Origin of the sequence: Pseudomonas sp. BCRC 81390, assembly GCF_030341915.1 — a bacterium.
GTDB lineage: Bacteria > Pseudomonadota > Gammaproteobacteria > Pseudomonadales > Pseudomonadaceae > Aquipseudomonas.
Genome location: NZ_JATAAG010000063.1, coordinates 154,861 through 178,555 on the forward strand (window position 1 = coordinate 154,861; position 23,695 = coordinate 178,555).

Consider the following 23,695-nt stretch of genomic DNA (forward strand, 5'->3'; position numbering starts at 1 on the left):
CTCACTCCCCTCCCAGAATTTTTGCTTCGAGCATATCTCTGGCCTCTTGCTCCCAGACACACGCTTGATCCCTCAACTCACGGGCTCGAATGGCTGGCGCACCAATTTCTTCCCTGTCTTTCTTTGAGGGCCAAGGAACCTGAATTCGCTTTACTCGTTGCTCATCTGTGTGAGGAATGCTGGACCCAGCCGCTTCGCGCGAAAGCAATCTAACTCCATGCTCGCTAGACAGGAGTGTGAACAGATAGCCGCCGTCGATGTCGTCTTCCGGGACGATTCGAATCATGTTGTTGCTGCAGGAGAACCCATCGAGATAGCTGCCGACCATCACCGAGCGCCCAATGAGACCGCCGAGCTGACCAGCCTCCTGCACAACGATCATTCCTTTCTTGAGCAGCAGGCCGTATTCCGCTGCGACGCGCTTCATTAGGAACTTGTCAGAGGTGGGAGCCAACTCAAACACGTCGCCACCAGTGATGTAAGGACTCCCGAACCGTGGATCGGATGCGTAGAGCCTTTTGAAGATTCCGGGGATGAACACGTCTGCTACATTCCCAAGGGCAAGGTTCCCGCCAGCAGCATCAAATGCCCGACGAGACTCTGCATTTCTGGCGCTGTAGTAGTACCCATCTCCGCGATCCTTGAAGGCATCGCTGGATACCGCCGTCACGTCTGGCTTGGTAAGTAAGGAAACTGGAGTTGGCGTTCCCAGCCCCAGGCTCCTATGCAAGCGATTGCTGGCCTCATGAAGCAACTTCACTGCCTGAGAGCGCGCATCAGCAGCAGCATCAACTTTCTCGGCAATAGCAGCCTCTGTGCGTGCATCAAACCGGGGCACAGGCAAATCGGCAATGTGCTCGGGCTCAATGTGCTGAATAATCGCGCCATAGGTCCCCGAGACCACCAGAGGGACGCCATACCGACTTGATAAGTAGGCGTATAGATAGCCCGCCGGAACACGCTCTGGGTCCGGTACGACCTTCATGATGTGCTGTGAAGACCACATGCCCGCCATATCAGGGCGGACGTAGGTCATCCGCCCAATCGTCCCCGAGCAAGTGATCAAGGTGGTACCTGGGCTCAACTCCAGATGAGCCAGCTTCTTGGACTCCGCATAGCGCCGCTGCAACAGTGGCAAGTTAGCGAGGTCCGCATTGAGCATGTCGCTGTTGCTGAGGAACGGAACACCGTAACGCTGGTCATCAACCCAGATGCGTGCGAACACGGGACCGTTGTAGATGCCACCTGCATGCCCCGTAGTCAAAGTGCTCAGCGCATCCTTGCGCGCTTTCAGCTGCTTTAGGGTGTCGCGTGCCTCTAGGGCGCCAGACATGTATGGATTGCAATCCAGTCGCCGACCTCCTTCCTGAAGCCAGCTGGACCGAACGATGCGTGCGTTCTTGAAACTCGTGAAGGTCATGCTGGCACCTCCACCGGAAACCACGCCTGCAACTGAGCAAGAAGGCGACGAAACTCACCATCTTCGCAAGCTGCCACAGGCACTTTCGACGCGATGCGCTTGAAGATTGAAGAGGACAGCTTGACGTTGTTTTCTCTACGTAGCTGAATAAATAGCTCTTTCGGAGATGGCGGCTTGGTGGCTTCCGCTGGCCACAGACCGCGTTGAGTCAAAGTGGCTTTGAGTCCTTGCGGAGCTTCTAAACGCAACTCCTCAGCAAGCACCGGCGAGTCCTGCCAAATCCACTGTTCCAGCTCGGGATCAATAGCGATCACGATCACATCCTCTTGTGCCCAGCCGTTCTGGTGTAGGGAAGAGGTGACGTTCTGCAAGATTTGAGCTTGACCTGGCGAACCATCCCAATCGCAGTCGAGCACCACCACTGCCTTGCGGTGGCTTTGCAGAAACGGACTCAGGAGTGACCCTGCGCGAGTATTCAAACCTGGATCGTTTTGTCCCGCTGCAAAGAAAAGATCTTCGGCTGGATCAAAGGCAAAGTTGCCACAGCCGAGCTGGATCGATCGATCCTCGCGACTCAGGAAGCCGAGAAAAGTCTCGCGCATCGTCTTGTCGGCGACAAAAAAAAGGCAATCCCGCTTCATCCAAGAATCCCCGCTGCGAAGAGGCTGCCAAGGTCGATACCGCCCCGCCAATCTTTAAGGCGCGGATGCTCTTCGCCAGCGACTACTACAACGCCATGTCCAGTGGTCTGCCGTGCGCACAGAAGCTGCTCCAGCTTGCTAGCGGCAAGCACAACCGGCGAGTGAGAAGAGACCCAAACCTGGCTGCCATACAGCGACTCCAAGGATTGGAGGATGGCTTCAATGGCGCTTGGGTGAATACCGTTCTCAGGCTCCTCTGTCACCACGAGCTGTGGCGCATTGGGCAAATATGCAAGCAGGGTAAGTGTCAAGATGCGCAGCGTGCCATCAGACAATCCGCTGGAAGTAACGCTGTATCCACCGGCATAACGCACGCTGAAGTAGGCGTGATGGTCTTCCTCTCGTTCCTTCACATCGATGTCTTCGACCTGCGGCAATGCAGTCTTGACGTGGTCTACCCAGTCTTCGAAATCGCGACTGCGGTGGCTTCTTTGTTGCTCTAACGTTGCATCTTCTGGCAGACCTTGACGTTTGAGGTCCAATGCCAGCCACGGCAGATTGAGCGCGGAAGCAATCAGCGCTTTCTCCTGCCCAGGAGCGCTAGCGGCACGCAATTGCTCCCAATCTGGCGCCAGGAAAACCACCTTCTCTGTGAGCAGTTCGTAAAGCCAGGAGGCCGCAGGGAAGGCATCGGACTTGTACTTCACAGCGGACATGGCGAGCAGCCCAGGCTTGATGCGGACCTTGTCTTCCCGATCCGCGTCACACTGTATGGTCTTGGCTTCGTCAACAAAAATTGCTGGTCCGCCATATTCCCGGCGCAGGATGAAGTGCCAGTCTTCTTTGCCCTGATTGGTTTCACCCAGCATGCCTCCAACCAGTCGATTCGGGACGCTAGAGGGCGAGTAGGCGAACAGATACTCGTTTTTGACGTTCAGCTCGCGCTCATTGAAAACCTCAAGGCGCAGCTCGTAACGCAAATGGCTGGGCCACTTGTCAGGAGAATTCCGCAGCACCTCTTGTTGACGCTTGCTCTTGATGTTAGCGAACCAAGCATCTACCCATGCACTACGCTGGTCTTCTGGCAAGACCACTTCAAGAGCGAGCGAAAAATCATCACCTCGCCCAGCAAACACCAGCTCTCGCAATGCCGCTGCACGCGCAGGCAGGCTTCCTCGCTTCAGTGTGAAAACAGAGGCGATGTTGTCCGCACGGAGTAGCTCACCGAAGAGGCTTGGAAGATCAATGAGCGTTGTCTTGCCGGAGCCGTTCGCCCCAACAATGACTTGGAATGCGGACATATCCACGCTCAACTGCTCAAAGCAGCGATAGCGTGTAGCTTCAAGTCGCGTGATCATTTGCTGGGCTCCGGATGTTGGGCGCGGAACGCTGCATACGCCTTGGCGATTTCGGGCAGGTCGTCGTCGAGGACGCGCTCCTTGCGGTGCAGCGTACGCACTTGCAGGCCGCCACCGATGCGGACCTTCTCCTCATGGCTGACATCTACCAGGACTTCTTCGCCGTCAGGGTGGCGCTTATAGAGCGTGTTGCCACGGCGGTCGAAGCCCACCTTCTCGGCGACGGCCATGAAGACGGGGTAGTCCTTCTTCTGGCCGAGGTCTTCTGCCTTGATCACCTCTTCAGGCTTACGCTTCAGGAAGAGCAAGCTGGTCAAGATGTTGACATTGGCCTCAACGATGAAAGACTCCACCGGCAGGTCGATGCTGGCCAGTACCCAGCAGTGGCGAAGAATCCAGTAGCGGATGTACTCGTCACCAGGGTTGCCTAGGATGCCGTCAGGCAAAACGATGCCAGCGCGGCCGCCTGGCTTGAGCCACTTGACGCATCGTTCAATGAACAGCACCTCAGGCGACACAGCAGGCTTGATGGCATTGGTCATCACGAAGCCATCGCCTTGCCGCTCCCAGCGGCGGGCCAGCTCGTACTGCTCCAGGATGGTCTTTTCAGTAACTGGAATGTCGGAGCCAAACGGCGGGTTGGTCATCAAGACATCAATCGTGCCGAGGGGCATGGTCTCCTTCGCGGCAGGCACACCTGGCAGGTGGCCAGCCGGGAATTCCAGCGAATTCATGTGATAAAGGTGGCCGAGCGAATTGCCAGCCATCATGACGTTCATCTGGGCGGCACGAACCAGGAAGGGGTCGAAGTCGGCACCAAATAGATTGTTGGCAGCGAAGCGGGCCAACCGATCTCGGATGGAGACGAACTCCTCCGTATTCTCGTCGCCTGCCCTGATGCGTTTTTCTTCATGGAAGACCTTGTTCAGGTAGTTCAAGGTCTCGACAAGGAAGCCGCCCGTACCGCAAGACGAATCGAGCACGCGCTCATGCTCCTTGGGTGCCAGCATCTTGACCACGAGACTGATGGCGCCGCGCGGGGTGAAGTATTGGCCGCGATCTCCACGCAGGTTGGTGCCAACGATTTCTTGGTAGGCCGTGCCCTTGGCGTCCACATCGGTGCGGCCAAAGTCGTAGCGGGCCAGTTCGGAGACGATGAAGGCCAGGGCGCGGTCCGACAAGGTGATCTCTTCATTGCCCTTAAACAGCCCGTCGTACTTCTTCTTCACCGCATCAAAAAGCGGCTTGATGCGCTGACGGATTTGCTCTCTGCCAGCAGCTTCAAACGGCTCGAAAGGCCCCACCCAGAAGCGACGTGCATCGTTGGGCTGCTGCTCGTCGTACATCTTGCAGAAGATGAGGTATAGGAACTGCCAGAAGGCCGCATCCTTAGGCATACCTTCGTTGCCATGGATATAGTTGTGGCAGCGCCGGAAGGCCGTGCGCAGCATGACCGGATCGGCACGACGCAGGCGCCCCATGGAGCGCCCTTCAACACTGAAGGTGTCGTCCCCCAGAGGCCAGTCGCCGATGGGTTTGAACTTGGTGTCGAAGCGGGTGACCTCCTTCTTGAAGAAGAAGAACTCCAGGCCGTTGGTCCATAGGCCGTAGTCACAGCTTTTGACTTCGGCCATCACGGTTTCTAGCACCTCGAACTCTTTGCGCGCCTCTTCCGGATCGCGCATCCGATAGGCGCCCTTGGTGCCGAGCTTGGGCTCTTTCTCCACCACCACGGCGCGGTAGAGGTTGTCCACCGTGTGTGCATGACCAGGCTTGAAGATGGCGATGTCGATCTTGCGGTTCTTGCCCAGCACCTTGACCTTAAAATCAGGTTCCATGTCTTCGGCAGCAATGCCGTACTCATGGATGATGGCGCGGGCGATGCGCTGGCGAACTTGCTCCTTGTCACTGTCCTTTAAGGGGTTGCCGGTGATGTAGTCAAAGATCTTGCCCTCTTCGAGCGCGCGCTCAGGCGCTTGGGATTTTTGATCAAGGTTGTTCATATCATTGTTGTCCTGTGCTGAGCGCTGTTTAGGCATTGCGGGGCTCCTTATCGTCACAGTCATCGCTGCTGGCAGCAGCACCGCCCTCTCGCACCCAGGCGTCTACGTCTTCCTTCTTGAACTTCCAGAAGCGCCCAACCTTGTGCCCGGGCATCCCCTTGGCAGTCACCCAGGTGTAGATGGTGTCTTTGGCCACACCGAGGTAATCAGCGATTTCGTCGACTGAAAGCCACCGATCGTCCATAGAAAGCCTCGCCTGTTCTGAAAGGTTTATTAGCCAGCTTATACGATATCAGGCCAATTCAGTTGGGTTAGATTGGGTTAAGCCTGTTTTAGGCGGATCTGCAGCCAAGGAACTTGCGTAGACCTATCACCAAACAGCACTGATAAGGCTGCTCAGCGCGCCACGATGCGAGCCCAGCACAAACGGTCACCAAACGCTCACCAGAAACGGATTTGTGAGGTGAAAGCGAAAAATCGCGCCCATAAAAAAATCCAGCTACCGCTAAGTGGCTGGATTTTCTAGGTTTTTTGGTCGGGACGGAGTGATTCGAACACTCGACCCCTTGCACCCCATGCAAGTGCGCTACCGGGCTGCGCTACGCCCCGACTGGGCTTTGAAGCATGTTCTCAATGCTACCGAGAACGTTGAAGAATGTACCCTAACCTCCTGATAAATGAAAGCTTTTTCTCAAAAAATTTTCACTCATCACCAACCAGGTCACTTCTTCAACACCACCAACACATCCTCCAACTCGACAATCATCTGCCGAATCAGCTGCTTGTACTGGCTCGACTCATCCTTGGCCTCCTCACTGGAGAGCCGCAACCGCGCCCCACCAATGGTGAAGCCCTGGTCATAAAGCAGCGCACGAATCTGGCGAATCATCAGCACGTCCTGGCGCTGATAATACCGCCGGTTCCCCCGCCGCTTCACGGGATTGAGCTGGTCGAACTCCTGCTCCCAATACCGCAGCACGTGCGGTTTTACCGCACAAAGCTCACTCACCTCACCGATGGTGAAGTACCTTTTGCCCGGTATGGGGGGCAGTTCGTCGTTATGGCTTGGTTCCAGCATAGGCCTCAACCCGGGCCTTCAACTTCTGCCCTGGACGAAAGGTGACGACGCGCCGTGCGGTGATCGGGATTTCTTCCCCCGTCTTGGGGTTGCGGCCCGGCCGCTGGCGTTTGTCGCGAAGGTCGAAGTTGCCGAAACCGGACAGCTTGACCTGCTCGTTCTCTTCAAGTGCGTGCCGAATTTCTTCGAAAAACAGCTCGACCAGCTCCTTGGCCTCACGCTTGTTAAGCCCTAGCTCCTCGTACAGCCTTTCGGCCATCTCAGCTTTCGTCAGAGCACCCATGCCGTTATTTCCTTAACGTGGTGTTCAACCTTTGTTCGAGCGAGGTGAGGATGTTTTGCAGTGCGGCGTTCACCTCATCGTCGTTAAGAGTGCGCGATGGATGCTGCCAGGTCAAGCCGACGGCCAGGCTTTTTCTATCAGGATCAATGCCTTTACCCTGGTAGACATCAAACAGCCTGAGGTCTGTGAGCCATTCGCCTGCATTGTCACGAATTACTTCAAGCACCGCGCTAGAAGCTACATCACGTCCTGCGATCAACGCCAGGTCACGACGGGTTTCCGGGAACTTGGACAGCTCGCTGAACTTCGGCAGGCGGCCTTCGACCACGTCACCCAGCACCAGCTCGAAGAGGAACACCGGGCGGTCCAGGTCCAGGGCCTTGGCCAGCTCTGGGTGGATGGCACCGAGGTAGCCGACCAGCTTGCCGTCACGCTCGATGGCGGCGGTCTGGCCTGGGTGCAGGGCGGGGTGCTTGCCGGCGCTGAAGGTGAAGTCGCTCAGCGCGCCGGAGTAACCCAGCAGGGCTTCCACGTCGGCCTTCACGTCGAAGAAGTCGACGCCGTCACGGCCGTTGGCCCAGCCTTCCGGCAGGCGGCTGCCGGTGACCACGCCGGCGATCATCGGTTGCTGCTGCAGGTCGCCGAGCTGGCCGACGAAGCGCAGGCCGCTTTCGAACAAGCGCACGCGATCTTGCTGGCGGTTCAGGTTGTGCTGCAGTGCCTTGACCAGGCCCGGCCACAGCGAGGCGCGCATGGCGGCCATGTCGCTGGAGATGGGGTTGGCCAGCAGCAGCGGCTCTACGCCCGGGCTGAACAGTTCGAACAGTTTCGGGTCGATGAAGCTGTAGGTGATGGCTTCCTGGTAGCCGCGGGCCACCAGCAGGCGGCGCAGGGTCGGCAGGTCACCGCGGGTTTCCGGCTTGCCTTGCGGCGCCAGGCGGGCTTGTGGGTAGCGCACCGGCAGGTTGTTGTAGCCGTACAGGCGGGCCAGTTCTTCGATCAGGTCCACTTCCAGGCTGATGTCGAAGCGGTGGCTTGGCACGTTGACGGTCCACTGCCCTTTCCCACTCTTGGTAGTGGTCAGCTCCAGGGCGTTGAGCAGTTGCTCGACCTGGGCGGGGTCCATTTCCATGCCGAGCATCTGGGTGATGCGTTCGGCGCGCAGGGTCACCGGGGCGACTTGCGGCAGGTGCTGTTCGCTGACGGCTTCGACCACCGGGCCGGCTTCGCCGCCGACGATGTCCAGCAGCAGCTGGGTAGCGCGCTCCATGGCTTCGCGGGCCAGCTGCGAGTCGACGCCGCGCTCGTAGCGGTGCGAGGCATCGGTGTGCAGGCCGTAGGAACGGGCTTTACCGGCGACGGAAATCGGCTCGAAGAAGGCGCTTTCCAGGAACAGGTCGCGGGTTTTTTCGGTGTTCACGCCGCTGTGCTCGCCACCCATGACGCCGGCGATGGCCAGGGCCCGGGTGTGGTCGGCGATGACCAGGGTGTCGGCGCGCAGGGCCACTTCCTGGCCGTCGAGCAGGACCAGCTTCTCGCCTTCTTCGGCCATGCGTACGCGGATGCCGCCGTTGATTTCTGCCAGGTCGAAGGCGTGCATCGGCTGGCCGAGCTCGAGCATCACGTAGTTGGTGATGTCGACGGCAGCGTCGATGCTGCGCACGTCGCTGCGGCGCAGGCGCTCGACCATCCACAGTGGGGTCGGCTTGCTCAGGTCGACGTTGCGGATGACGCGGCCCAGGTAGCGTGGGCAGGCAGCCGGGGCGCTGACTTCGACCGGGCGCACTTCGTCGTGGGCAGCCGCTACGGCTGGCACCACCGGGCGGGTGACCGGGGTGTCGTACAGGGCGCTGACGTCGCGGGCCAGGCCGGCGATGGACAGGCAGTCGCCGCGGTTCGGGGTCAGGCCGATCTCGATGCTGGCGTCGTCCAGGCTCAGGTATTGGCGAATGTCTTCACCCACCGGGGCGTCGGCGGCCAGTTCCAGCAGGCCGTCGTTCTCTTCGCTGATCTGCAGCTCGGCGGCCGAGCACAGCATGCCGAAGGACTCAACGCCGCGCAGCTTGGCTTTCTTGATCTTGAAGTCGCCGGGCAGCTCGGCGCCGATCATGGCGAACGGGATCTTGATGCCTGGGCGGGCGTTAGGGGCGCCGCATACCACCTGGAAGGTTTCCTGGCCGTTGCTGACCTGGCACACGCGCAGCTTGTCGGCGTCCGGGTGTTGTTCGGTGGCGAGGATTTCGCCCACGACGATGCCGCTGAACTGGCCGGCAGCGGGGGTGACGCTGTCGACTTCAAGGCCGGCCATGGACAGGCGGGCGACCAGTTCATCACGGGAGACTTGCGGGTTTACCCAACCGCGCAGCCACTGTTCACTGAATTTCATGCTGTTCTCCTGAAAGTTGCGTCGGGCATTGACCTAGCGGAATTGCGCGAGGAAGCGCAGGTCGTTGTCGAAGAACAGACGCAAATCGTTGACGCCATAGCGCAGCATGGCCAGGCGCTCGGCGCCCATGCCGAAGGCGAAGCCCTGGAACTCTTCCGGGTCGATGCCGGACATGCGCAGCACGTTCGGGTGCACCATGCCGCAACCCATTACTTCCAGCCAGCCGGTTTGCTTGCACACGCGGCAGCCTTTGCCGGAACACATCACGCACTGGATGTCGACTTCGGCGGACGGCTCGGTGAACGGGAAGAACGATGGGCGGAAACGTACCGCCAGTTCTTTCTCGAAGAACACCCGCAGGAATTCTTCGATGGTGCCCTTGAGGTCGGCGAAGTTGATGTCGCGGTCGATCAGCAGGCCTTCGACCTGGTGGAACATCGGCGAGTGGGTGATATCCGAGTCGCAACGGTACACGCGGCCCGGGCAGACAATGCGGATCGGCGGCTGGCTGGACTCCATGGTCCGCACCTGCACCGGCGAGGTGTGGGTGCGCAGCAGCATGTTGGCGTTGAAGTAGAAGGTGTCGTGCATCGCCCGCGCCGGGTGGTGGCCGGGGATGTTGAGCGCTTCGAAGTTGTGGTAGTCGTCTTCCACCTCGGGGCCTTCGGCAATGCCGTAGCCAATGTGGGTGAAGAACTGCTCGATGCGCTCGAGTGTACGGGTGATCGGGTGCAGGCCACCGGTGGCCTGGCCGCGGCCTGGCAGGGTGACGTCAATGCATTCGGCCTCCAGGCGAGCGCTGAGCTCGGCTTCTTCGAAGGCCGCCTTGCGGGCATTGAGCACCACGGTAACGCGCTCTTTGGCGTCGTTGATCAGCGCGCCGACTTTCGGCCGCTCTTCGGCTGGCAGGTTGCCCAGGGTCTTCATCACCTGGGTCAGTTCGCCCTTCTTGCCGAGATAATTAACCCGGATCTGTTCCAGGGCATTGATGTCTTCAGCGCGCTCCACAGCTTCCAGGGCTTGGGAGACCAGCGCATCCAGGTTTTCCATGTACAGACTCCAGATACGAAAATAGGGGAAGAGCTTTGAAGGCTCTTCCCCTATCGATGACGTTCAATGCCCGACGGCGCTAGCGCCGCCGGGTGATTGTCGCGGGTACTTAAGCCAGAACGGCTTTAGCTTTCTCGACAATCGCAGCAAACGCCGCTTTTTCGTTCACTGCCAGATCGGCCAGAACCTTACGGTCGATTTCGATCGAAGCCTTTTTCAGGCCAGCAATCAGACGGCTGTAGGACAGACCGTTGGTGCGGGCACCGGCGTTGATACGAGCGATCCACAGTGCGCGGAACTGACGCTTCTTCTGACGACGGTCACGGTAGGCATATTGACCAGCCTTGATGACCGCCTGCTTGGCAACGCGGAATACGCGCGAGCGTGCACCGTAGTAGCCTTTAGCCAGTTTCAGAATTTTCTTGTGACGCTTACGAGCGATGACGCCACGCTTAACACGAGCCATGAGTAACTTCCTCTATCTAAACCAGAATTAACGTACGCGCAGCATGCGCTCGACTTTTGCCACGTCAGACGGGTGCAGCAGGCTGGCACCGCGCAGTTGACGCTTACGCTTGGTCGACATTTTGGTCAGGATGTGGCTCTTGAAAGCGTGCTTGTGCTTGAAGCCGGAAGCGGTCTTCAGGAAGCGCTTCGCAGCACCGCTCTTGGTTTTCATTTTTGGCATGTTGGAACTCCGCATTCGATAAAATTACACAATAATCATCAGGCCTGCCGTGCCCGGGAGATTACTTCTTCTTTTTGGGGGCGATGACCATCATAAGCTGGCGTCCTTCCATCTTAGGATGCTGCTCAACGGAGCCGTATTCGGCGAGGTCGGCTTCGACCCGCTTCAACAGTTCCATGCCCAGCTCCTGGTGGGCCATCTCACGGCCGCGGAATCTCAGAGAGATCTTGGCCTTGTCCCCATCGGTAAGGAAACGTACCAGGTTGCGTAGTTTTACCTGGTAATCCCCTTCTTCCGTCCCTGGACGAAACTTGATTTCTTTAATCTGGATCTGCTTCTGGTTCTTCTTGGCTTCGTTGGCCTGCTTCTTCTTTTCGAAGAGGTGCTTGCCGTAGTCCATCACCTTGCAGACGGGCGGCTGCGCGTCGGCAGAAATTTCCACCAGATCCAGCTTCGCTTCATCAGCGATACGAAGCGCTTCATCAATCGAGACGATGCCAATCTGCTCGCCGTCAGCGCCAATTAACCGAACCTCGCGTGCCGAGATATTCTCGTTGATCGGGGCTTTCGGTGCAGTTCGTTTATCGTTTCTCATTTCACGCTTAATAGTCATTACTCCGATTCTAGGCGACCGCGCTGGGCAACAGCGCTGTTGAGCAGCTGCGTGAATTCAGCCACCGGCATGGAGCCGAGGTCTTTGCCTTCACGGGTGCGTACGGCGACGGTCTGCGTTTCGACTTCGCGATCCCCTATAACCAAAAGGTACGGGACCTTGAGCAAAGTATGCTCGCGGATTTTAAAGCCGATCTTCTCATTTCTCAAGTCCGACTTGGCACGGAAACCGCTACCGTTCAGGGTATTTTCCACCTCGAGGGCGAAATCGGCCTGTTTGTCGGTGATGTTCATGATCACCGCCTGGGTTGGCGCCAGCCAGGCCGGGAACACACCGGCGTAGTGCTCGATCAGCATGCCGATGAAGCGCTCGAACGAACCGAGGATGGCGCGGTGCAGCATGACCGGGCGCACTCGGCTGTTGTCTTCGGCGATGTAGCTGGCATCCAGGCGCTCGGGCAGGTTCGGGTCGTACTGCAGGGTACCGCACTGCCAGTTACGGCCAAGGCAGTCGCGCAGGGTGAACTCGATCTTCGGCCCGTAGAAGGCGCCCTCGCCCGGCTGGTATTCCCACTCCAGGCCCGATTCGTTCAGGGCGTCGGCCAGTGCACCTTCGGCACGGTCCCACAGCTCTTCGGAACCAACGCGCTTGGCGGGGCGGGTCGACAGCTTCATGGCGATGTCGGTGAAGCCGAAGTCCTTGTACACGTCCAGGGTCAGCTTGATGAAGTCGGCGGCTTCTTTCTTTACCTGTTCTTCGGTGCAGAAGATGTGCGCGTCGTCCTGCACGAAGCCACGCACGCGCATGATGCCGTGCAGGGCGCCGGACGGCTCGTTACGGTGGCAGGCACCGAACTCGGCCAGGCGCAGCGGCAGGTCGCGGTAGCTCTTCAGGCCCTGGTTGAACACCTGCACGTGGCACGGGCAGTTCATCGGTTTTACCGCGTAGTCACGGCTTTCCGACGAGGTGGTGAACATGTTCTCGGCGTAGTTGGACCAGTGGCCGGAACGTTCCCAGAGAATGCGGTCGACCACCTGCGGGGTCTTGATTTCCTGGTACCCGTTGGCGCGCTGCACCTGGCGCATGTATTGCTCGAGCACCTGGTACACGGTCCAGCCGTTGGCATGCCAGAACACCATGCCCGGGGCTTCTTCCTGCAGGTGGAACAGGTCGAGCTGCTTGCCGATCTTGCGGTGGTCGCGTTTTTCGGCTTCTTCGATGCGCTGGATGTACGCAGCCAGCTGCTTCTTGTCGGCCCAGGCGGTGCCGTACACGCGTTGCAGCTGCTCGTTCTTGGCATCGCCGCGCCAGTAGGCGCCGGACAGCTTGGTCAGCTTGAATGCCTTGAGGAAGCGGGTGTTCGGCACGTGCGGGCCGCGGCACATGTCGACGTATTCTTCGTGGTAGTACAGGCCCATGGCCTGCTCGTCCGGCATGTCTTCGACCAGGCGCAGCTTGTAGTCTTCGCCACGGGCCTTGAACACGTCGATGACCTCGGCACGCGGGGTCATCTTCTTGACCACGTCGTAGTCCTTGTCGATCAGCTCCATCATGCGCTTTTCGATGGCGGCCATGTCTTCAGGGGTGAAGGGGCGCTCGTAGGCGATGTCGTAGTAGAAGCCTTCGTCGATGACCGGGCCGATGACCATCTTGGCGCTCGGGTACAGCTGCTTCACCGCGTGGCCGACCAGGTGGGCGCACGAGTGGCGAATGATCTCCAGTCCCTCTTCATCTTTAGGGGTGATGATCTGCAGGGTGGCGTCGTTGTGGATCAGGTCGCAGGCATCGACCAGCTTGCCATCGACCTTGCCGGCCACGGTGGCCTTGGCCAGGCCGGCGCCGATGGAAGCGGCGACTTCGGCTACGGACACGGCATGATCGAACGAACGTTGACTGCCATCGGGAAGAGTAATAACGGGCATGGCGCCTCCTCTCCTAGTGGTGACCCCTACCAAAGGTCACGTGGGTTGGGATGAGCCAGTACAAGATCCGACCTGCCTTCCTGCACAGGAAGCCTGCCCCACAGTGGCAGAAGCCTTTCGGCTTGCGGGGGACGAACCAGAGTGACTGGAAAGAAAAAACATCGCTGCGGTGCGCAACGGCGCGACCACAAGCCGGGCATGCTAGCACGCGGCTTGCGGGCCACGCAGAAATATTTGGAAATTACGCCGTTTGGGTGAACTAACACGGAAAATTTCCTATCAGACTTTGGGAAGCAACCTACTCTTGATGAGACCTTAACCCAAGGAGTAACTGGTTATGCGAGTTCCGTCTCTTCTGGCCCTGGCGGCCGCTGGCGCTTTGCTGCTGCCCGTGGCTGCGAACGCCGGCAACTTCCCAGCCGGGAAGGAGGCCGCCTACATGACCCAGTGTACCCAGGTGGCCAGCGGCCAGGGCGTTGACGCCGCAACCGCGAAAAAGCACTGCGATTGCGGTGCCCAGGCCATCAAAAAGAATTTCACCGACGCGGAAATCGCCGACCTGGACAGCAAGGATGGTGTCGATGCCAAGCTGATGCAGAAGGCGCAGACCGTGGTGAAACAAGCCTGCGCACCGAAGCGCTGAAACCTTACAGCCAGAGCAGGCCAGCCATTCTTTGCGCTGGATCAATATCCTGCGAAGGTAAAAGGCGCTAGATGCGCAGAATTAGACTATGATGTGTTCCGTGCTCCGTAGCCTCGGCCGCATTGCACCACTGAAAAAACTAAATGTTCTGGAGATTCACCCATGTCCAATCGCCAACAAGGCACCGTCAAATGGTTCAATGATGAGAAAGGCTACGGCTTCATCACCCCAGCAGGCGGCGGCGACGACCTGTTCGTTCACTTCAAGGCCATCGAATCCGACGGCTTCAAGAGCCTGAAAGAAGGCCAGACTGTTTCCTTCGTCGCCGAGCGCGGCCAGAAGGGCATGCAGGCTGCACAGGTTCGTCCGGAGTAATTCGGATAGCTGTAAGAAACCCGCCCTTGTGGCGGGTTTTTTTATGGGCGCGTTTTTTTGTGGGGGCGGCGTTGTGTCGCGCGAGGGGCGCGGAGTGGCCCTGGGGTTCAGCGCAGCAGCTTGTATTGCCGGGGCCGCTCTGCGGCCCTTTCGCGGCGCAAGGCCGCTCCTACAGGGAGCCGCGCCGGTTTCAGGGCTGGGTCAGCCGCAGTTGACGCGGGTCACCTTGCCCTGCTCGTCCACATTCAGGTTCAGGCGCTCGGAACGGTACTCCAGGGTGACCACATCGTGCGGCTTGAGAATGCGCGCCATCTGCGAGCCGCTGGCCTTGCGCGCCTGCTCCAGCAGTTCGGCGCTGGCCACCTTGCCAATGGCGAAATCGGCGCCGCTGGCTTCGCAGCGGCCATCGTTGCCAGCTGGCGCCGCAGCACCACCCTCGGCATTGCCACCAGTGCTGCAACCAGCCAGGACAACAGCCACCGCCAGGGTTGCCAGGTAAGCACGGGTACGGAACATGAAGCCTCCTAAATCGGTCCGGGAACTGCCTGATCCGACAGTTCCACTGTTCTTTTGTTGCAAAACCGGTCAAGTTTGCCTCAACCAGGCGGCACAGGCGAAAACGCAATCGTGACCGGATTTTGCACAAGCCGCCGCATTTGCCATATGCTTAAGTCGCAAGGTCAATGACGCAAAGTCATGATTTAGTGCAAGAAGTGGAGCGCACCCCGCCTCCATCGAACACCAGGGTCAGTGTTCGTCCTTCGTCCGGGCCCCCAACGAGAGCGTTAATGAGCAGCCACAGCATTGTTGCCGATATCAAGGTCAAATGGGCCGAAGGCCAGAGCGCGTACAGCCCCGGCACACCGGAAGAGTTACTACTGATTGCCATCGACCTGCTGGTGCGCGACCGCGGCAGCGAGGCGGCGCGCAGCTTTATCGACCAGGTGTTCGAACGCTACGCGCCGCATGCGGCTATTTCAATCGGGCCAAACGCGCGCTAAGCAGGTCGAACAGGCCCTGGGCATCGCCCTCCTGTACCCACAGCACATTGGCAGGCTGCTTGAGCACACCGTACCAGTCGGCAATGGTCTGGCCGAAGGTGGGGCCTTCGCGGCTGTCGATGCTAAGGTGGATGCGCCGGCCGCTGAACAGCTCGGGCTTGAGCAGGTAGGCGATGACGCTGGCGTCGTGCACCGGGCCGCCGGGCATGCCGTACAGGTCCATGTCGTGGGTGATGTAGGCGTTGAGAATGTCCACCACGCGCTTGCTGGCCTGGTTGTTCACTGCCGCCAGCTGTTTGAGGCGGGCGTCACTGGTCAATAGCTTGTGGGTGACGTCCAGCGGCAGGTAGGTCAGCTGCACGCCGCTGGCCAGCACCACTTCGGCAGCATGCGGGTCGGCGTACAGGTTGAATTCCGCCGCCGGGGTGATGTTGCCGCCGTTGAAGTGGGCGCCGCCCATGACCACCACCTGCTTGATGCCCTTGGCGATGTCCGGGCGCTGCACCAGCGCCAGGGCCAGGTTGGTTTGCGGGCCGAGCATGGCGATGGTGATGCTGTGCGGCTTGGCGGCGCTGAGGGTGTCGACCAGGTATTGCACGGCGTTGCCCTGGGCCAGGGGCGTTTTCGGCTCCTGGACTTCAACGCCGGTGAGGCCTTCCTCGCCATGCACCTCGGCGGCGTAGATCGGCTTGCGCAGCAGCGGGCGGCCGGCACCGGCGTACACCGGGATGTCTTCGCGGCCAGCCCATTCACGGGCCAGGCGGGCGTTGCGCGAGGTTTTTTCCAGGCGCACGTTGCCGGCCACGGTGGTAATGGCGCGAATGTGCAGTTCATCGGGCGAGGCCATGGCCAGGAACAGCGCGACCACATCGTCGGCGCCGGGGTCGGTATCGATGATCAGGTCGATCGGGGCGGCCTGGACGGTGGTGGCGGTGATCATGAAGGCGATTCCTTGTAGCAAGGGTTTGAGCATGGGTGGCACTCCTGTTGCCAGAACGAATGTTTGTAGGAGCGGCCTTGCGCCGCGATGGGGCGCGAAGCGGCCCCCAGGTTTTCAGCTTCGCAGCAAACATTGCCGGGGCCGCTTTGCGGCCCATCGCGGCACAAGGCCGCTCCCACAAAAAGAGCGCCCATCGCGGCACAAGGCTGCTCCCACAAAAAGCAGCGCCCATCGCGGCACAAGGCCGCTCCTACCAAAAGCAGCGTGTCTTGATGGTTAGAACGTGACGCCGGAAATCAGCGCGATGTTGCTGTAGGGCTGGCACTCGCCGGTGCGCACCAGCGCACGCGCGCTGCGCGACAGCACCTTGAAATCCTCATGGCTCAGCCATTCGCGCTTGCCCAGCTTGCCTTTGAGCCGCTCGATCTCGACCAGCGCCGGCGGCACCACTTTCTGCATCTCTTCAGCCAGCACATGGCGCTCTACCTGCAACTCGCTCAGCACCACGCGCAACACACTGGCGAAATCCGGCAGGCCAGGCGTCACGGCCAGGTCGATCAGTTCGACACCCGGCGGCACCGGCAAACCGGCATCGCCAATCACCAGGATGTCGCCATGCCCCATGCCGGCAATGGTGCGTGACAGGGCGACGTTCAGCAGCGGGGTTTTCTTCATGGCGCAAGCTCCGCCAGGTAGGGAATCGACGGCTGGGCCCCAGCACGGGTAACCGACAACGCTGCGGCGCGCTGGCCAAAGGCGATGGCTTCGCCCTCCTCCAGACCGCGCACCAGGCCGGCGGCGAAGCCACCAATGAAGGTGTCACCGGCAGCGGTGGTATCCAGCGGCTGCACCAGCGGCGCGGGGAAGTGCCGGTGGCCTTGGGCGGTAACCAGCAGCGCCCCTTGCGCGCCCAGGGTAATGATCACCTTGCCCGCGCCCAACTGCAGCAAGCGCTCGCCGGCGCGCCGGGCACTGTCCAGGTCGGTCACCGCCACGCCACTCAAGGCTTCGGCCTCGCTTTCGTTGGGGGTGAGGTAGTCGATATGCGCGAACCAGGCCGCAGGCAGCGGGCCCGTGGCGGGCGCCGGGTTGAGGATCACCTGCTTGCCCAGCTCATGCCCCCTGGCCAAGGTCCAGGCGACGGTGTCGGCTGGCACCTCCAGCTGGCAGATGATGATCTCGGCCGCCTGCAACAGCGCATCGAAGCGTTGCACCGACTGCGGTGTCAGCAGGCCATTGCCCCCCGGGATGATGACGATGCAGTTCTGGCTGGCCGCATCCACGGTGATCAGCGCCACGCCGCTGGACACGCCCGGGCAGGTGTCGATCGCCCGGCAGTCGACGCCCTCGACATATAAGGCCTGGCGCAGTTGCTGGCCGTAGGCATCGTCACCCACGTTGCCGATCATCGCCACGCTGCCGCCCAGGCGTGCCACGGCCACCGCCTGGTTGGCGCCCTTGCCGCCGGGCACGGTGAAAAAGCTGTCGCCGGGGAGCGTTTCGCCGGCCCGGGGCAGGCGCTGGGCGCGGGCCACCAGGTCCATGTTGAGGCTCCCGACCACCACGACCTTGGCACTCATGACATTTCCTTAGCGTTAGCGGTAATCATTGAACAGGTCCGGGCGTGGCCCGGTGGACTCGCGCAGCACCAGGCGCGGGGTGACGATGCGTTGCTCCGGCGCACCCTGCCGAGGGCTACCGATGCGCGCCAGCAACAGCGAGGCGGCACTTTCGCCCAGCTCGCGGATCGACTGGCCGACGGTGGTCAGCGGCGGATACACATAACGGCTGAGCTCGATGTCGTCGAAACCGATCACCGACAGCTCGGCGGGCACGTTGAGCTGGCGCTCGGCGGCAGCACGCAGCACGCCGAAACCGATCATGTCGTTGCCGGCGAAAATCGCCGTTGGCCGCTTGCCCTGCAGCACCTGCGCCGCCGCCGCATAACCGCCCAGGCTGGTGAAGTCGCAGTGCAGCACGCGGTTGCCCTCGACCGCCGCGCCGGCCTCGGCCATGGCGCGGCGAAAGCCGCTCAGGCGCAGCTGGGTGACGCCGGTTTCGGCCGGGCCGCCGATGTAGGCGATGTCGCGGTGGCCAAGCTCCAGCAGGTGGCGGGTGGCCAGGTAGGCGCCCAGTTCGTGGTCGATGCGCACCAGGTCGGCGTCCACGCCTTCCAGTTCGCGGTCGACGATGACCATCGGCGTGCGCACCCCGGCCAGGCTTTGCAGCAGGTCGCTGTCCTGGCCCACCGAGGCCACCACCAAGCCGTCGATGCGCTTTTCCAGCAGCACACGCAGGTAGCTGCGCTGTTTTTGCGGGTTGTCATCGGAGTTGCACAGGATCACGCAGTAGCCGTTGCGCTCACAGGCATCCTCGATCCCCCGCGCCAGCTCGGCGAAGTACGGGTTGACGCTGTTGGGCACCAGCAGGCCGATGGTGGCGGTGCTGCGCGCCTTCAACGAACGCGCCACGGCGCTGGGCACGTAGTCGAGCTCGGCAATGGCGGCCTCGACTTTCAACCGCACCTGTTCGCTGACCGGGCGGGTCTTGTTCAGCACATGGGACACGGTGGTGTAGGAAATGCCCGCCAGTGCCGCGACGTCTTTGATGGTTGCCATGTTTTCAGTTCCGCCGGCCCGGGCGCCGGCTACGGTAAGTGTCGAGCACCACGGCGATGACGATCACCGCCCCGGTGATGATGCGTTTGGTCGGTTCGCTGGCGCCGATCTGCGCCAACCCGGCGGCCAGCACGGAAATGATCAGCACGCCGAAAAAGGTACTGATCACCGAGCCACGCCCGCCCATCAGGCTGGTGCCGCCAATCACCACGGCGGCGATCACCTGCAGCTCCAGGCCGGCGCCGGCGTTGGGGTCGGCCGCCTCCAGGCGTGAAATCTGGAACAGCGCAGCCAGCCCGGCAAGCAGGCCCATCAGGGCGAACACCAGCACCTTGTACGGGCGCGGATCGATGCCGGCCAGGCGCACCGCCTCTTCGTTGGTGCCAATGCCGATCAGGTAGCGGCCGAACACCGTACGCGTCAGCACCAGCTGGGCCAGCACGATCACCAGCAAGGCGATGATGAACGCCGGCGAAATGCCAAAGGCGATGGGGTTGGAGAACCAGGCATAGGCATCGCCGATATAGGCGGTGCGCGAGTCGGTGAACTGGTAGGCCAGGCCACGGGCCATTTCCAGCACACCAAGCGAGACGATGAACGACGGGATGCGCCAGGCCACGGTAACGCCGCCGGTGATGCTGCCGGCCAACGCCGCCACGGCCATGCCCAGCAGGGCCGCGGGCAGCATGCCCCAGCCCCAGCCGAGGATCGCCACGCTCACGGTCGAGGCAGCCAGCGCCAGCACCGAGCCCACCGACAGGTCGATGCCGCCGATGATCAGCACGAAGGTCATGCCCACCGCCAGCAACATCAGGTCGGGGATCTGGTTGGCCAGGGTACTGAAGGTGTTGTACGACCAGAAGTGGCTGCTGAGGAACGAGAACAGCACGATCATGGCCAGCAACGCGCCGGCCAGGCCCAGGTAGGTACCCAGGCCAAAGTAGGTGCCACTGCGGCGCAGCGGTGCGGCGCCCTGGCTGTCGAGCGGGGTGGTTTTCATGCGTCCATCCTGGGGGCTGCATCGTGCAGCAGTGCTTCACGTTTCTGATAACCGGCAAAGGCGGCGGCCAGCAGTTGGTCCTGGCTCCAATGGTCACGCTCGAAGGTGTCGATCAAACGCCCGGCCGAGAGCACGGCAATGCGGTCGCAAATCAGCATCAGCTCGCGCAGGTCGCTGGATACCACCACCAGGGCCTTGCCCTGGCGCGCCAGTTCGGCCAACAGGCCATAAATGTCGAACTTGGCACCGACATCGATGCCACGGGTAGGCTCATCGAACAGCAGCACCTGGCAGTCACGCTCCAGCCAGCGGCCGATCACCACCTTCTGCTGGTTGCCACCGGACAACTCGCCAACCACCTGCTGCGGGCCGGCACTGCGGATGCGCATGGCCTGGATCTGCCGGGTGGCCAGGGCCTGTTCGGCCTGGCTATCGAGCACACCGGCGCGCGAGACCGCAGCCAGGTTGCCGAGGGCGATATTGGCGCTGATCGACTGAGTCAGCAGCAGGCCCTCGCCTTTACGGTCTTCGGTGATCAGGGCGATGCCGGCCTGCACGGCGGCCTTGGGCGAGTCGATGGTGACCGCCTGCGGTGGCTGGCCAAGCGCGATGCTGCCGCTGTCGGCCCGGTCGGCGCCGTAGATCAGGCGCAACAGCTCGGTACGGCCGGCGCCGATCAGGCCGGAGATGCCAAAGATCTCCCCTGCCCTGACCTCAAACGACACCTCACGCACCTTGTCAGCGCGGCTGAGCTTGTCGACCCTTAGCAGCGGCGCACCAATCTGCCGGCGCCCCAGGTCGATATGCTCGCCCAGCTCGCGGCCGACCATCAGGTTGACCAGTTCGGCGCTGCTGTAGCGCTGGATCGGCTCGTCACACACCAGCCTGCCGTCGCGCAGCACCACGATGCGTTGGGCCACGCGCTGCAGTTCTTCGAGGCGGTGGGAAATGTAGACGATGGCCACGCCACGCCGGCGCAGGCGTTCGATCTGGGTAAACAGCAGCTCTACCTCACGCGCGGTGAGCATGGCGGTGGGCTCGTCGAAGATCAGCACATGGCAGTCGCCAATCAGGTTGCGGGCGATCTCGACCATCTGTTGGTGGCCGATGCCCAGTTCGCCGACCGGGGTATCCGGGTCGATGGCATCGAGGCCGACCTGGGCCATGGCGGCCATGGCCAGCTGGCGCAGGCGCTTGTGGCTGATCCAGCCGAGCCGGCTGGGCAGGTTATCGAGGAACAGGTTTTCCGCCACGGTCAGGGTGGGCAGCAGGTTCAGCTCCTGCATGACCATGCGCACACCGAGGCGCTCGGCCTCGCTGCGGCTACCGGGCGCATAGGCCTGGCCGCGGTAGCTCATATGCCCGGTGGTGGGGGTCTCCAGGCCGCTGATGAGTTTGGACAGCGTGCTCTTGCCCGCGCCGTTCTCGCCGGTCAGGGCCAGCACTTCGCCGGCGCGCAGGCTCAGGCTGACCTCACCCAGCACTGGCTGGGCGTAGGTCTTGCCCAGGCAGCTGGCGGCGAGCACCACTTCGTTGGCCGATGCAGGCATGGCCGTTTCTCCTGCCAGCAATCAGGGTTGGGTAATGAGTTGGACTGGGGTCTGGATGACGTTGTCGGCATCCACCTCGGGCTTCTCGCCCTTGACCATTTTCAGCGCCGCCTGGATGCCGTACACCGCCTGCTGGCTGGCCGCCTGGTCGAGGGTGGCGAGCACACGGCCATCCTTGAGCATGGGCTTGATGGCATTGATGTTGTCGTAGCCCACCACCTGCACCTGGCCGGTCTTGCCGGCGGCACGCACGGCCGACACGGCGCCCAGGGCCATGCTGTCGTTACCGGCCAGCAGGGCTTTCAGGTCCGGGTATTCATTGAGCATGGAGGCGGCGACGGCGTTGCCCTTGTCGATTTCCCAATTGCCGCTCTGCACCGAGACGATCTTGATCTGCGCGGCGTCCATCGCGTCCTTGAAGCCGGCGGTGCGCTGCTGGGCGTTGGTGGTGGTCGGCACGCCTTCGATGATGCCGACCTGGTCGCCGGCCTTGAGCTTCTCGTTGGCCAGGTAGTCGCCGACCAGACGCGCGCCCTTGCGGTTGTCGGGGCCAACGAACGGCACGCTGATGCCCTTGCTCTTGAGCAGGTCGGGGTCCAGGCGGTTGTCGATGTTGATCACCACCACGCCCTTGTCCATGGCTTTTTTCACAGCCGAGACCAGCGCCTTGGAATCGGCCGGGGCGATTACCAGCGCCTTGGCACCAGCGTTGACCATTTGCTCGACGATGCGGATCTGTTCGCCGGTGTCGGTTTCGTTCTTGATGCCGTTGGCGATCAGCTCGAATTCGTCAGGGTGGGCTTTCTGGTAGTCCTTGGCGCCGTCTTCCATGGTGCGGAAGAACTCGTTCGCCAGGGATTTCATCACCAGGGCAACCTTGGGCTTGTCTTCGGCGTGGGCTGCGGAGAATGGCGTGGCGAAGGACAGCGAGGTAACGACAGCGAGGGCCAACAGACGACCGGGGAACGGCAGTTTCATGGACGATGACTCCGAATCTTGTGGTTTTTATCGGATAGCAAACGTTTGCGGTACCTAACTATGGAAACAGTACCGGGGTTTGTCAAATCCGTTTGGCTTTCGGAGGTCAACGAACTGCCGGGAGGATTATCCAGAAAAGTTGTGCAAAACCGAAACCCTTTTCCTACGCTTGGGCGAAATTGGGGCGGGATGGGCTGCGCAGCGGTCGCAAATTCCCTGGCTAGCAGGAATCGCTGGGGGCTGCTGCGCAGCCCATCGCGGCACAAGGCCGCTCCTACAGAAACCACAGGCGTTTGATTCGGCCGGCAAGGTGGCACGGCTGCTCTGCCAAGCTATTGCGAAATAACTTGCATTCAAATACTGTATGCGCATACAGCAATAACAAGGAAACGCTTGTGCCCAACACTGCCTCCGCCACCCCCGACAGCTATCAACAACTGGGTATGCGCATCCAGAAGATCATCAACAGCCCTACCGCCCAGCGCAGCCGGGCGGCGCTGATCTTCCGCCTGGAACAGGAAACCCCCGAGGACTGGGAAACCTTGCTTGAGGAAATCGCCGAAAACGACAACGTCACCCTCGCCCATCGCGACGATGGCGGCGTGCAGATCTTCTGGACCGTGCCCAAGGAAGACTGACCGCACAACCCTCAGGCCAATGTCTGCAGATAGGCACTGGCCTCGCGGTAACGGGCCAGCCGCGCCAGGTCGGCAGGGCCTGGGCAAGGGATGCGTGAAAGGTCGCTGTTGTCGGCCAGGTCGGCCAGTTTGACGGTGCGCGCCAGCGGGTCATCGCCCAGGCGCACCACGAAATCCTGGTAAGCCTCGCCCTTGCGGCGGCTGAGCGCCAGCAAGGCGGCAAGGATTTTCAGCGCGAAACCTTCGCGCGCCAGGTCGGAAAGGGTCAGCGGGGTGTCTTCGATCACATCGTGAAGCACCGCGACAATCCGTTGTTCGGGTGTGGAAACCCGCATCATCACGCGTAGCGGGTGGAGAATATACGCTGCCCCACCCTTGTCGTATTGCCCTTCATGCGCCCTGGCGGCCACGGCAATGGCCCGCTCCAGTGTAGACATGAGGCCCTCCCCGTTCGGCTTCTTCCTGCCAAGCATAGCCAAACTTGGGCCGCCGCGGTCCGTGTAGGAGCGG

The 23,695-nt window shown here is 61.2% G+C and carries 26 protein-coding genes and 1 tRNA gene; 4 read left to right on the forward strand and 23 right to left on the reverse strand.

What is annotated here, in order from left to right:
* Window position 1: 1 nt before the first annotated feature.
* The 14 genes from mads5 to thrS all read right to left on the reverse strand — a co-directional run bounded on the left by mads5 (window position 2) and on the right by thrS (window position 13,442).
* Window positions 2-1,420 carry a methylation-associated defense system restriction endonuclease subunit S MAD5 gene (gene mads5 / locus QSV36_RS15410; RefSeq protein WP_289132947.1) on the reverse strand — a complete coding sequence of 473 codons (1,419 nt, stop codon included), beginning with the start codon at window positions 1,418-1,420 and terminating at the stop codon, window positions 2-4.
* Window positions 1,417-2,061, reverse strand: a complete 645-nt coding sequence (gene mads4, locus QSV36_RS15415) for a methylation-associated defense system protein MAD4 (protein ID WP_289132949.1) — start codon at window positions 2,059-2,061, stop codon at window positions 1,417-1,419. Before mads4 ends, mads5 begins: the two co-directional genes overlap by 4 nt.
* The gene (gene mads3 / locus QSV36_RS15420) at window positions 2,058-3,419 is read right to left on the reverse strand and encodes a methylation-associated defense system AAA family ATPase MAD3 (RefSeq protein ID WP_289132951.1); all 1,362 of its coding nucleotides are present in this window, start codon (window positions 3,417-3,419) and stop codon (window positions 2,058-2,060) included. Before mads3 ends, mads4 begins: the two co-directional genes overlap by 4 nt.
* A complete protein-coding gene (gene mads2 / locus QSV36_RS15425) occupies window positions 3,416-5,458 on the reverse strand; it encodes a methylation-associated defense system DNA methyltransferase MAD2 (protein ID WP_289132953.1) in 2,043 nt (680 codons plus the stop codon). The genes mads3 and mads2 overlap by 4 nt, the downstream gene beginning before the upstream one ends.
* The gene (gene mads1 / locus QSV36_RS15430) at window positions 5,451-5,666 is read right to left on the reverse strand and encodes a methylation-associated defense system helix-turn-helix domain-containing protein MAD1 (protein ID WP_289132955.1); all 216 of its coding nucleotides are present in this window, start codon (window positions 5,664-5,666) and stop codon (window positions 5,451-5,453) included. Before mads1 ends, mads2 begins: the two co-directional genes overlap by 8 nt.
* A gap of 288 nt (window positions 5,667-5,954) precedes the next feature.
* Window positions 5,955-6,031: transfer RNA gene (locus tag QSV36_RS15435), tRNA-Pro, on the reverse strand.
* 112 nt (window positions 6,032-6,143) lie between these two features.
* Complete coding sequence (locus tag QSV36_RS15440; RefSeq protein ID WP_170030400.1) at window positions 6,144-6,500, reverse strand: MerR family transcriptional regulator; 357 nt, start codon at window positions 6,498-6,500, stop codon at window positions 6,144-6,146.
* The gene (gene ihfA / locus QSV36_RS15445) at window positions 6,481-6,783 is read right to left on the reverse strand and encodes an integration host factor subunit alpha (RefSeq protein ID WP_003250679.1); all 303 of its coding nucleotides are present in this window, start codon (window positions 6,781-6,783) and stop codon (window positions 6,481-6,483) included. The genes QSV36_RS15440 and ihfA overlap by 20 nt, the downstream gene beginning before the upstream one ends.
* Before the next feature lie 4 nt (window positions 6,784-6,787).
* The gene (gene pheT, locus QSV36_RS15450) at window positions 6,788-9,169 is read right to left on the reverse strand and encodes a phenylalanine--tRNA ligase subunit beta (protein WP_289132960.1); all 2,382 of its coding nucleotides are present in this window, start codon (window positions 9,167-9,169) and stop codon (window positions 6,788-6,790) included.
* A 33-nt stretch (window positions 9,170-9,202) separates the two neighbouring features.
* Complete coding sequence (gene pheS, locus QSV36_RS15455; protein WP_289132962.1) at window positions 9,203-10,219, reverse strand: phenylalanine--tRNA ligase subunit alpha; 1,017 nt, start codon at window positions 10,217-10,219, stop codon at window positions 9,203-9,205.
* 109 nt (window positions 10,220-10,328) lie between these two features.
* The gene (gene rplT / locus QSV36_RS15460) at window positions 10,329-10,685 is read right to left on the reverse strand and encodes a 50S ribosomal protein L20 (RefSeq protein WP_003250671.1); all 357 of its coding nucleotides are present in this window, start codon (window positions 10,683-10,685) and stop codon (window positions 10,329-10,331) included.
* A gap of 27 nt (window positions 10,686-10,712) precedes the next feature.
* Window positions 10,713-10,907 (reverse strand): 50S ribosomal protein L35, encoded by a 195-nt coding sequence (gene rpmI, locus QSV36_RS15465; RefSeq protein ID WP_003250667.1) that lies wholly within the window; start codon window positions 10,905-10,907, stop codon window positions 10,713-10,715.
* Window positions 10,908-10,968: 61 nt separating this feature from the next.
* Window positions 10,969-11,520 (reverse strand): translation initiation factor IF-3, encoded by a 552-nt coding sequence (infC, locus tag QSV36_RS15470; RefSeq protein WP_013972005.1) that lies wholly within the window; start codon window positions 11,518-11,520, stop codon window positions 10,969-10,971.
* Window positions 11,520-13,442 carry a threonine--tRNA ligase gene (gene thrS, locus QSV36_RS15475; protein WP_170030404.1) on the reverse strand — a complete coding sequence of 641 codons (1,923 nt, stop codon included), beginning with the start codon at window positions 13,440-13,442 and terminating at the stop codon, window positions 11,520-11,522. The genes infC and thrS overlap by 1 nt, the downstream gene beginning before the upstream one ends.
* A gap of 337 nt (window positions 13,443-13,779) precedes the next feature.
* Between thrS and QSV36_RS15480 the strand changes: the two genes are divergently transcribed.
* Together QSV36_RS15480 and QSV36_RS15485 are read left to right on the forward strand one after the other, a co-directional pair.
* Complete coding sequence (locus tag QSV36_RS15480) at window positions 13,780-14,085, forward strand: hypothetical protein (protein ID WP_186690584.1); 306 nt, start codon at window positions 13,780-13,782, stop codon at window positions 14,083-14,085.
* Between the two features lie 162 nt (window positions 14,086-14,247).
* On the forward strand, window positions 14,248-14,460 hold the full coding sequence (locus QSV36_RS15485) for a cold-shock protein (protein ID WP_003250656.1): 213 nt from the start codon (window positions 14,248-14,250) through the stop codon (window positions 14,458-14,460).
* Window positions 14,461-14,661: 201 nt separating this feature from the next.
* On the opposite strand, the gene QSV36_RS15490 is transcribed toward QSV36_RS15485, so the two are convergent.
* Window positions 14,662-14,976 (reverse strand): I78 family peptidase inhibitor, encoded by a 315-nt coding sequence (locus QSV36_RS15490; protein ID WP_289132970.1) that lies wholly within the window; start codon window positions 14,974-14,976, stop codon window positions 14,662-14,664.
* 272 nt (window positions 14,977-15,248) lie between these two features.
* On the opposite strand from QSV36_RS15490, the gene QSV36_RS15495 reads away from it, so the two are divergent.
* Window positions 15,249-15,461, forward strand: coding sequence for a hypothetical protein (locus QSV36_RS15495; RefSeq protein WP_289132973.1), 213 nt, complete (start codon window positions 15,249-15,251; stop codon window positions 15,459-15,461).
* Here QSV36_RS15495 and QSV36_RS15500 read toward each other — a convergent pair.
* From QSV36_RS15500 to QSV36_RS15530, 7 genes are all read right to left on the reverse strand, one after another.
* Window positions 15,433-16,434 (reverse strand): nucleoside hydrolase, encoded by a 1,002-nt coding sequence (locus QSV36_RS15500; RefSeq protein ID WP_289132976.1) that lies wholly within the window; start codon window positions 16,432-16,434, stop codon window positions 15,433-15,435. The genes QSV36_RS15495 and QSV36_RS15500 overlap by 29 nt on opposite strands.
* Window positions 16,435-16,677: 243 nt before the next feature.
* Entirely contained in the window at window positions 16,678-17,076 is a 399-nt protein-coding gene (gene rbsD / locus QSV36_RS15505) for a D-ribose pyranase (protein WP_186677441.1), read from the reverse strand.
* On the reverse strand, window positions 17,073-17,981 hold the full coding sequence (gene rbsK / locus QSV36_RS15510; RefSeq protein ID WP_289132982.1) for a ribokinase: 909 nt from the start codon (window positions 17,979-17,981) through the stop codon (window positions 17,073-17,075). Before rbsK ends, rbsD begins: the two co-directional genes overlap by 4 nt.
* Before the next feature lie 15 nt (window positions 17,982-17,996).
* Entirely contained in the window at window positions 17,997-19,019 is a 1,023-nt protein-coding gene (locus QSV36_RS15515; protein ID WP_289132985.1) for a LacI family DNA-binding transcriptional regulator, read from the reverse strand.
* Between the two features lie 4 nt (window positions 19,020-19,023).
* The gene (locus tag QSV36_RS15520) at window positions 19,024-20,019 is read right to left on the reverse strand and encodes an ABC transporter permease (protein ID WP_289132988.1); all 996 of its coding nucleotides are present in this window, start codon (window positions 20,017-20,019) and stop codon (window positions 19,024-19,026) included.
* A complete protein-coding gene (locus QSV36_RS15525) occupies window positions 20,016-21,569 on the reverse strand; it encodes a sugar ABC transporter ATP-binding protein (protein ID WP_289132990.1) in 1,554 nt (517 codons plus the stop codon). The genes QSV36_RS15520 and QSV36_RS15525 overlap by 4 nt, the downstream gene beginning before the upstream one ends.
* A 21-nt stretch (window positions 21,570-21,590) precedes the next feature.
* The gene (locus QSV36_RS15530; protein WP_289132992.1) at window positions 21,591-22,547 is read right to left on the reverse strand and encodes a sugar ABC transporter substrate-binding protein; all 957 of its coding nucleotides are present in this window, start codon (window positions 22,545-22,547) and stop codon (window positions 21,591-21,593) included.
* Window positions 22,548-22,942: 395 nt separating this feature from the next.
* On the opposite strand from QSV36_RS15530, the gene QSV36_RS15535 reads away from it, so the two are divergent.
* Entirely contained in the window at window positions 22,943-23,185 is a 243-nt protein-coding gene (locus QSV36_RS15535) for a DUF1654 domain-containing protein (protein WP_289132994.1), read from the forward strand.
* A gap of 11 nt (window positions 23,186-23,196) precedes the next feature.
* Here the strand turns inward: QSV36_RS15535 and QSV36_RS15540 are convergent, their stop codons facing one another.
* On the reverse strand, window positions 23,197-23,622 hold the full coding sequence (locus QSV36_RS15540; protein ID WP_289132997.1) for a GTP pyrophosphokinase: 426 nt from the start codon (window positions 23,620-23,622) through the stop codon (window positions 23,197-23,199).
* Window positions 23,623-23,695: the final 73 nt, after the last annotated feature.

What these genes read in the sequence shown, in the direction of transcription:
- mads5 (WP_289132947.1), bottom strand. Translation starts at nt 1,420, where the DNA reads ATGACCTTCACGAGTTTCAAGAACGCACGCATCGTTCGGTCCAGCTGG.
- mads4 (WP_289132949.1), bottom strand. Translation starts at nt 2,061, where the DNA reads ATGAAGCGGGATTGCCTTTTTTTTGTCGCCGACAAGACGATGCGCGAG.
- mads3 (WP_289132951.1), bottom strand. Translation starts at nt 3,419, where the DNA reads ATGATCACGCGACTTGAAGCTACACGCTATCGCTGCTTTGAGCAGTTG.
- mads2 (WP_289132953.1), bottom strand. Translation starts at nt 5,458, where the DNA reads ATGCCTAAACAGCGCTCAGCACAGGACAACAATGATATGAACAACCTT.
- mads1 (WP_289132955.1), bottom strand. Translation starts at nt 5,666, where the DNA reads ATGGACGATCGGTGGCTTTCAGTCGACGAAATCGCTGATTACCTCGGT.
- QSV36_RS15440 (WP_170030400.1), bottom strand. Translation starts at nt 6,500, where the DNA reads ATGCTGGAACCAAGCCATAACGACGAACTGCCCCCCATACCGGGCAAA.
- ihfA (WP_003250679.1), bottom strand. Translation starts at nt 6,783, where the DNA reads ATGGGTGCTCTGACGAAAGCTGAGATGGCCGAAAGGCTGTACGAGGAG.
- pheT (WP_289132960.1), bottom strand. Translation starts at nt 9,169, where the DNA reads ATGAAATTCAGTGAACAGTGGCTGCGCGGTTGGGTAAACCCGCAAGTC.
- pheS (WP_289132962.1), bottom strand. Translation starts at nt 10,219, where the DNA reads ATGGAAAACCTGGATGCGCTGGTCTCCCAAGCCCTGGAAGCTGTGGAG.
- rplT (WP_003250671.1), bottom strand. Translation starts at nt 10,685, where the DNA reads ATGGCTCGTGTTAAGCGTGGCGTCATCGCTCGTAAGCGTCACAAGAAA.
- rpmI (WP_003250667.1), bottom strand. Translation starts at nt 10,907, where the DNA reads ATGCCAAAAATGAAAACCAAGAGCGGTGCTGCGAAGCGCTTCCTGAAG.
- infC (WP_013972005.1), bottom strand. Translation starts at nt 11,520, where the DNA reads ATGACTATTAAGCGTGAAATGAGAAACGATAAACGAACTGCACCGAAA.
- thrS (WP_170030404.1), bottom strand. Translation starts at nt 13,442, where the DNA reads ATGCCCGTTATTACTCTTCCCGATGGCAGTCAACGTTCGTTCGATCAT.
- QSV36_RS15480 (WP_186690584.1), top strand. Translation starts at nt 13,780, where the DNA reads ATGCGAGTTCCGTCTCTTCTGGCCCTGGCGGCCGCTGGCGCTTTGCTG.
- QSV36_RS15485 (WP_003250656.1), top strand. Translation starts at nt 14,248, where the DNA reads ATGTCCAATCGCCAACAAGGCACCGTCAAATGGTTCAATGATGAGAAA.
- QSV36_RS15490 (WP_289132970.1), bottom strand. Translation starts at nt 14,976, where the DNA reads ATGTTCCGTACCCGTGCTTACCTGGCAACCCTGGCGGTGGCTGTTGTC.
- QSV36_RS15495 (WP_289132973.1), top strand. Translation starts at nt 15,249, where the DNA reads ATGAGCAGCCACAGCATTGTTGCCGATATCAAGGTCAAATGGGCCGAA.
- QSV36_RS15500 (WP_289132976.1), bottom strand. Translation starts at nt 16,434, where the DNA reads ATGCTCAAACCCTTGCTACAAGGAATCGCCTTCATGATCACCGCCACC.
- rbsD (WP_186677441.1), bottom strand. Translation starts at nt 17,076, where the DNA reads ATGAAGAAAACCCCGCTGCTGAACGTCGCCCTGTCACGCACCATTGCC.
- rbsK (WP_289132982.1), bottom strand. Translation starts at nt 17,981, where the DNA reads ATGAGTGCCAAGGTCGTGGTGGTCGGGAGCCTCAACATGGACCTGGTG.
- QSV36_RS15515 (WP_289132985.1), bottom strand. Translation starts at nt 19,019, where the DNA reads ATGGCAACCATCAAAGACGTCGCGGCACTGGCGGGCATTTCCTACACC.
- QSV36_RS15520 (WP_289132988.1), bottom strand. Translation starts at nt 20,019, where the DNA reads ATGAAAACCACCCCGCTCGACAGCCAGGGCGCCGCACCGCTGCGCCGC.
- QSV36_RS15525 (WP_289132990.1), bottom strand. Translation starts at nt 21,569, where the DNA reads ATGCCTGCATCGGCCAACGAAGTGGTGCTCGCCGCCAGCTGCCTGGGC.
- QSV36_RS15530 (WP_289132992.1), bottom strand. Translation starts at nt 22,547, where the DNA reads ATGAAACTGCCGTTCCCCGGTCGTCTGTTGGCCCTCGCTGTCGTTACC.
- QSV36_RS15540 (WP_289132997.1), bottom strand. Translation starts at nt 23,622, where the DNA reads ATGTCTACACTGGAGCGGGCCATTGCCGTGGCCGCCAGGGCGCATGAA.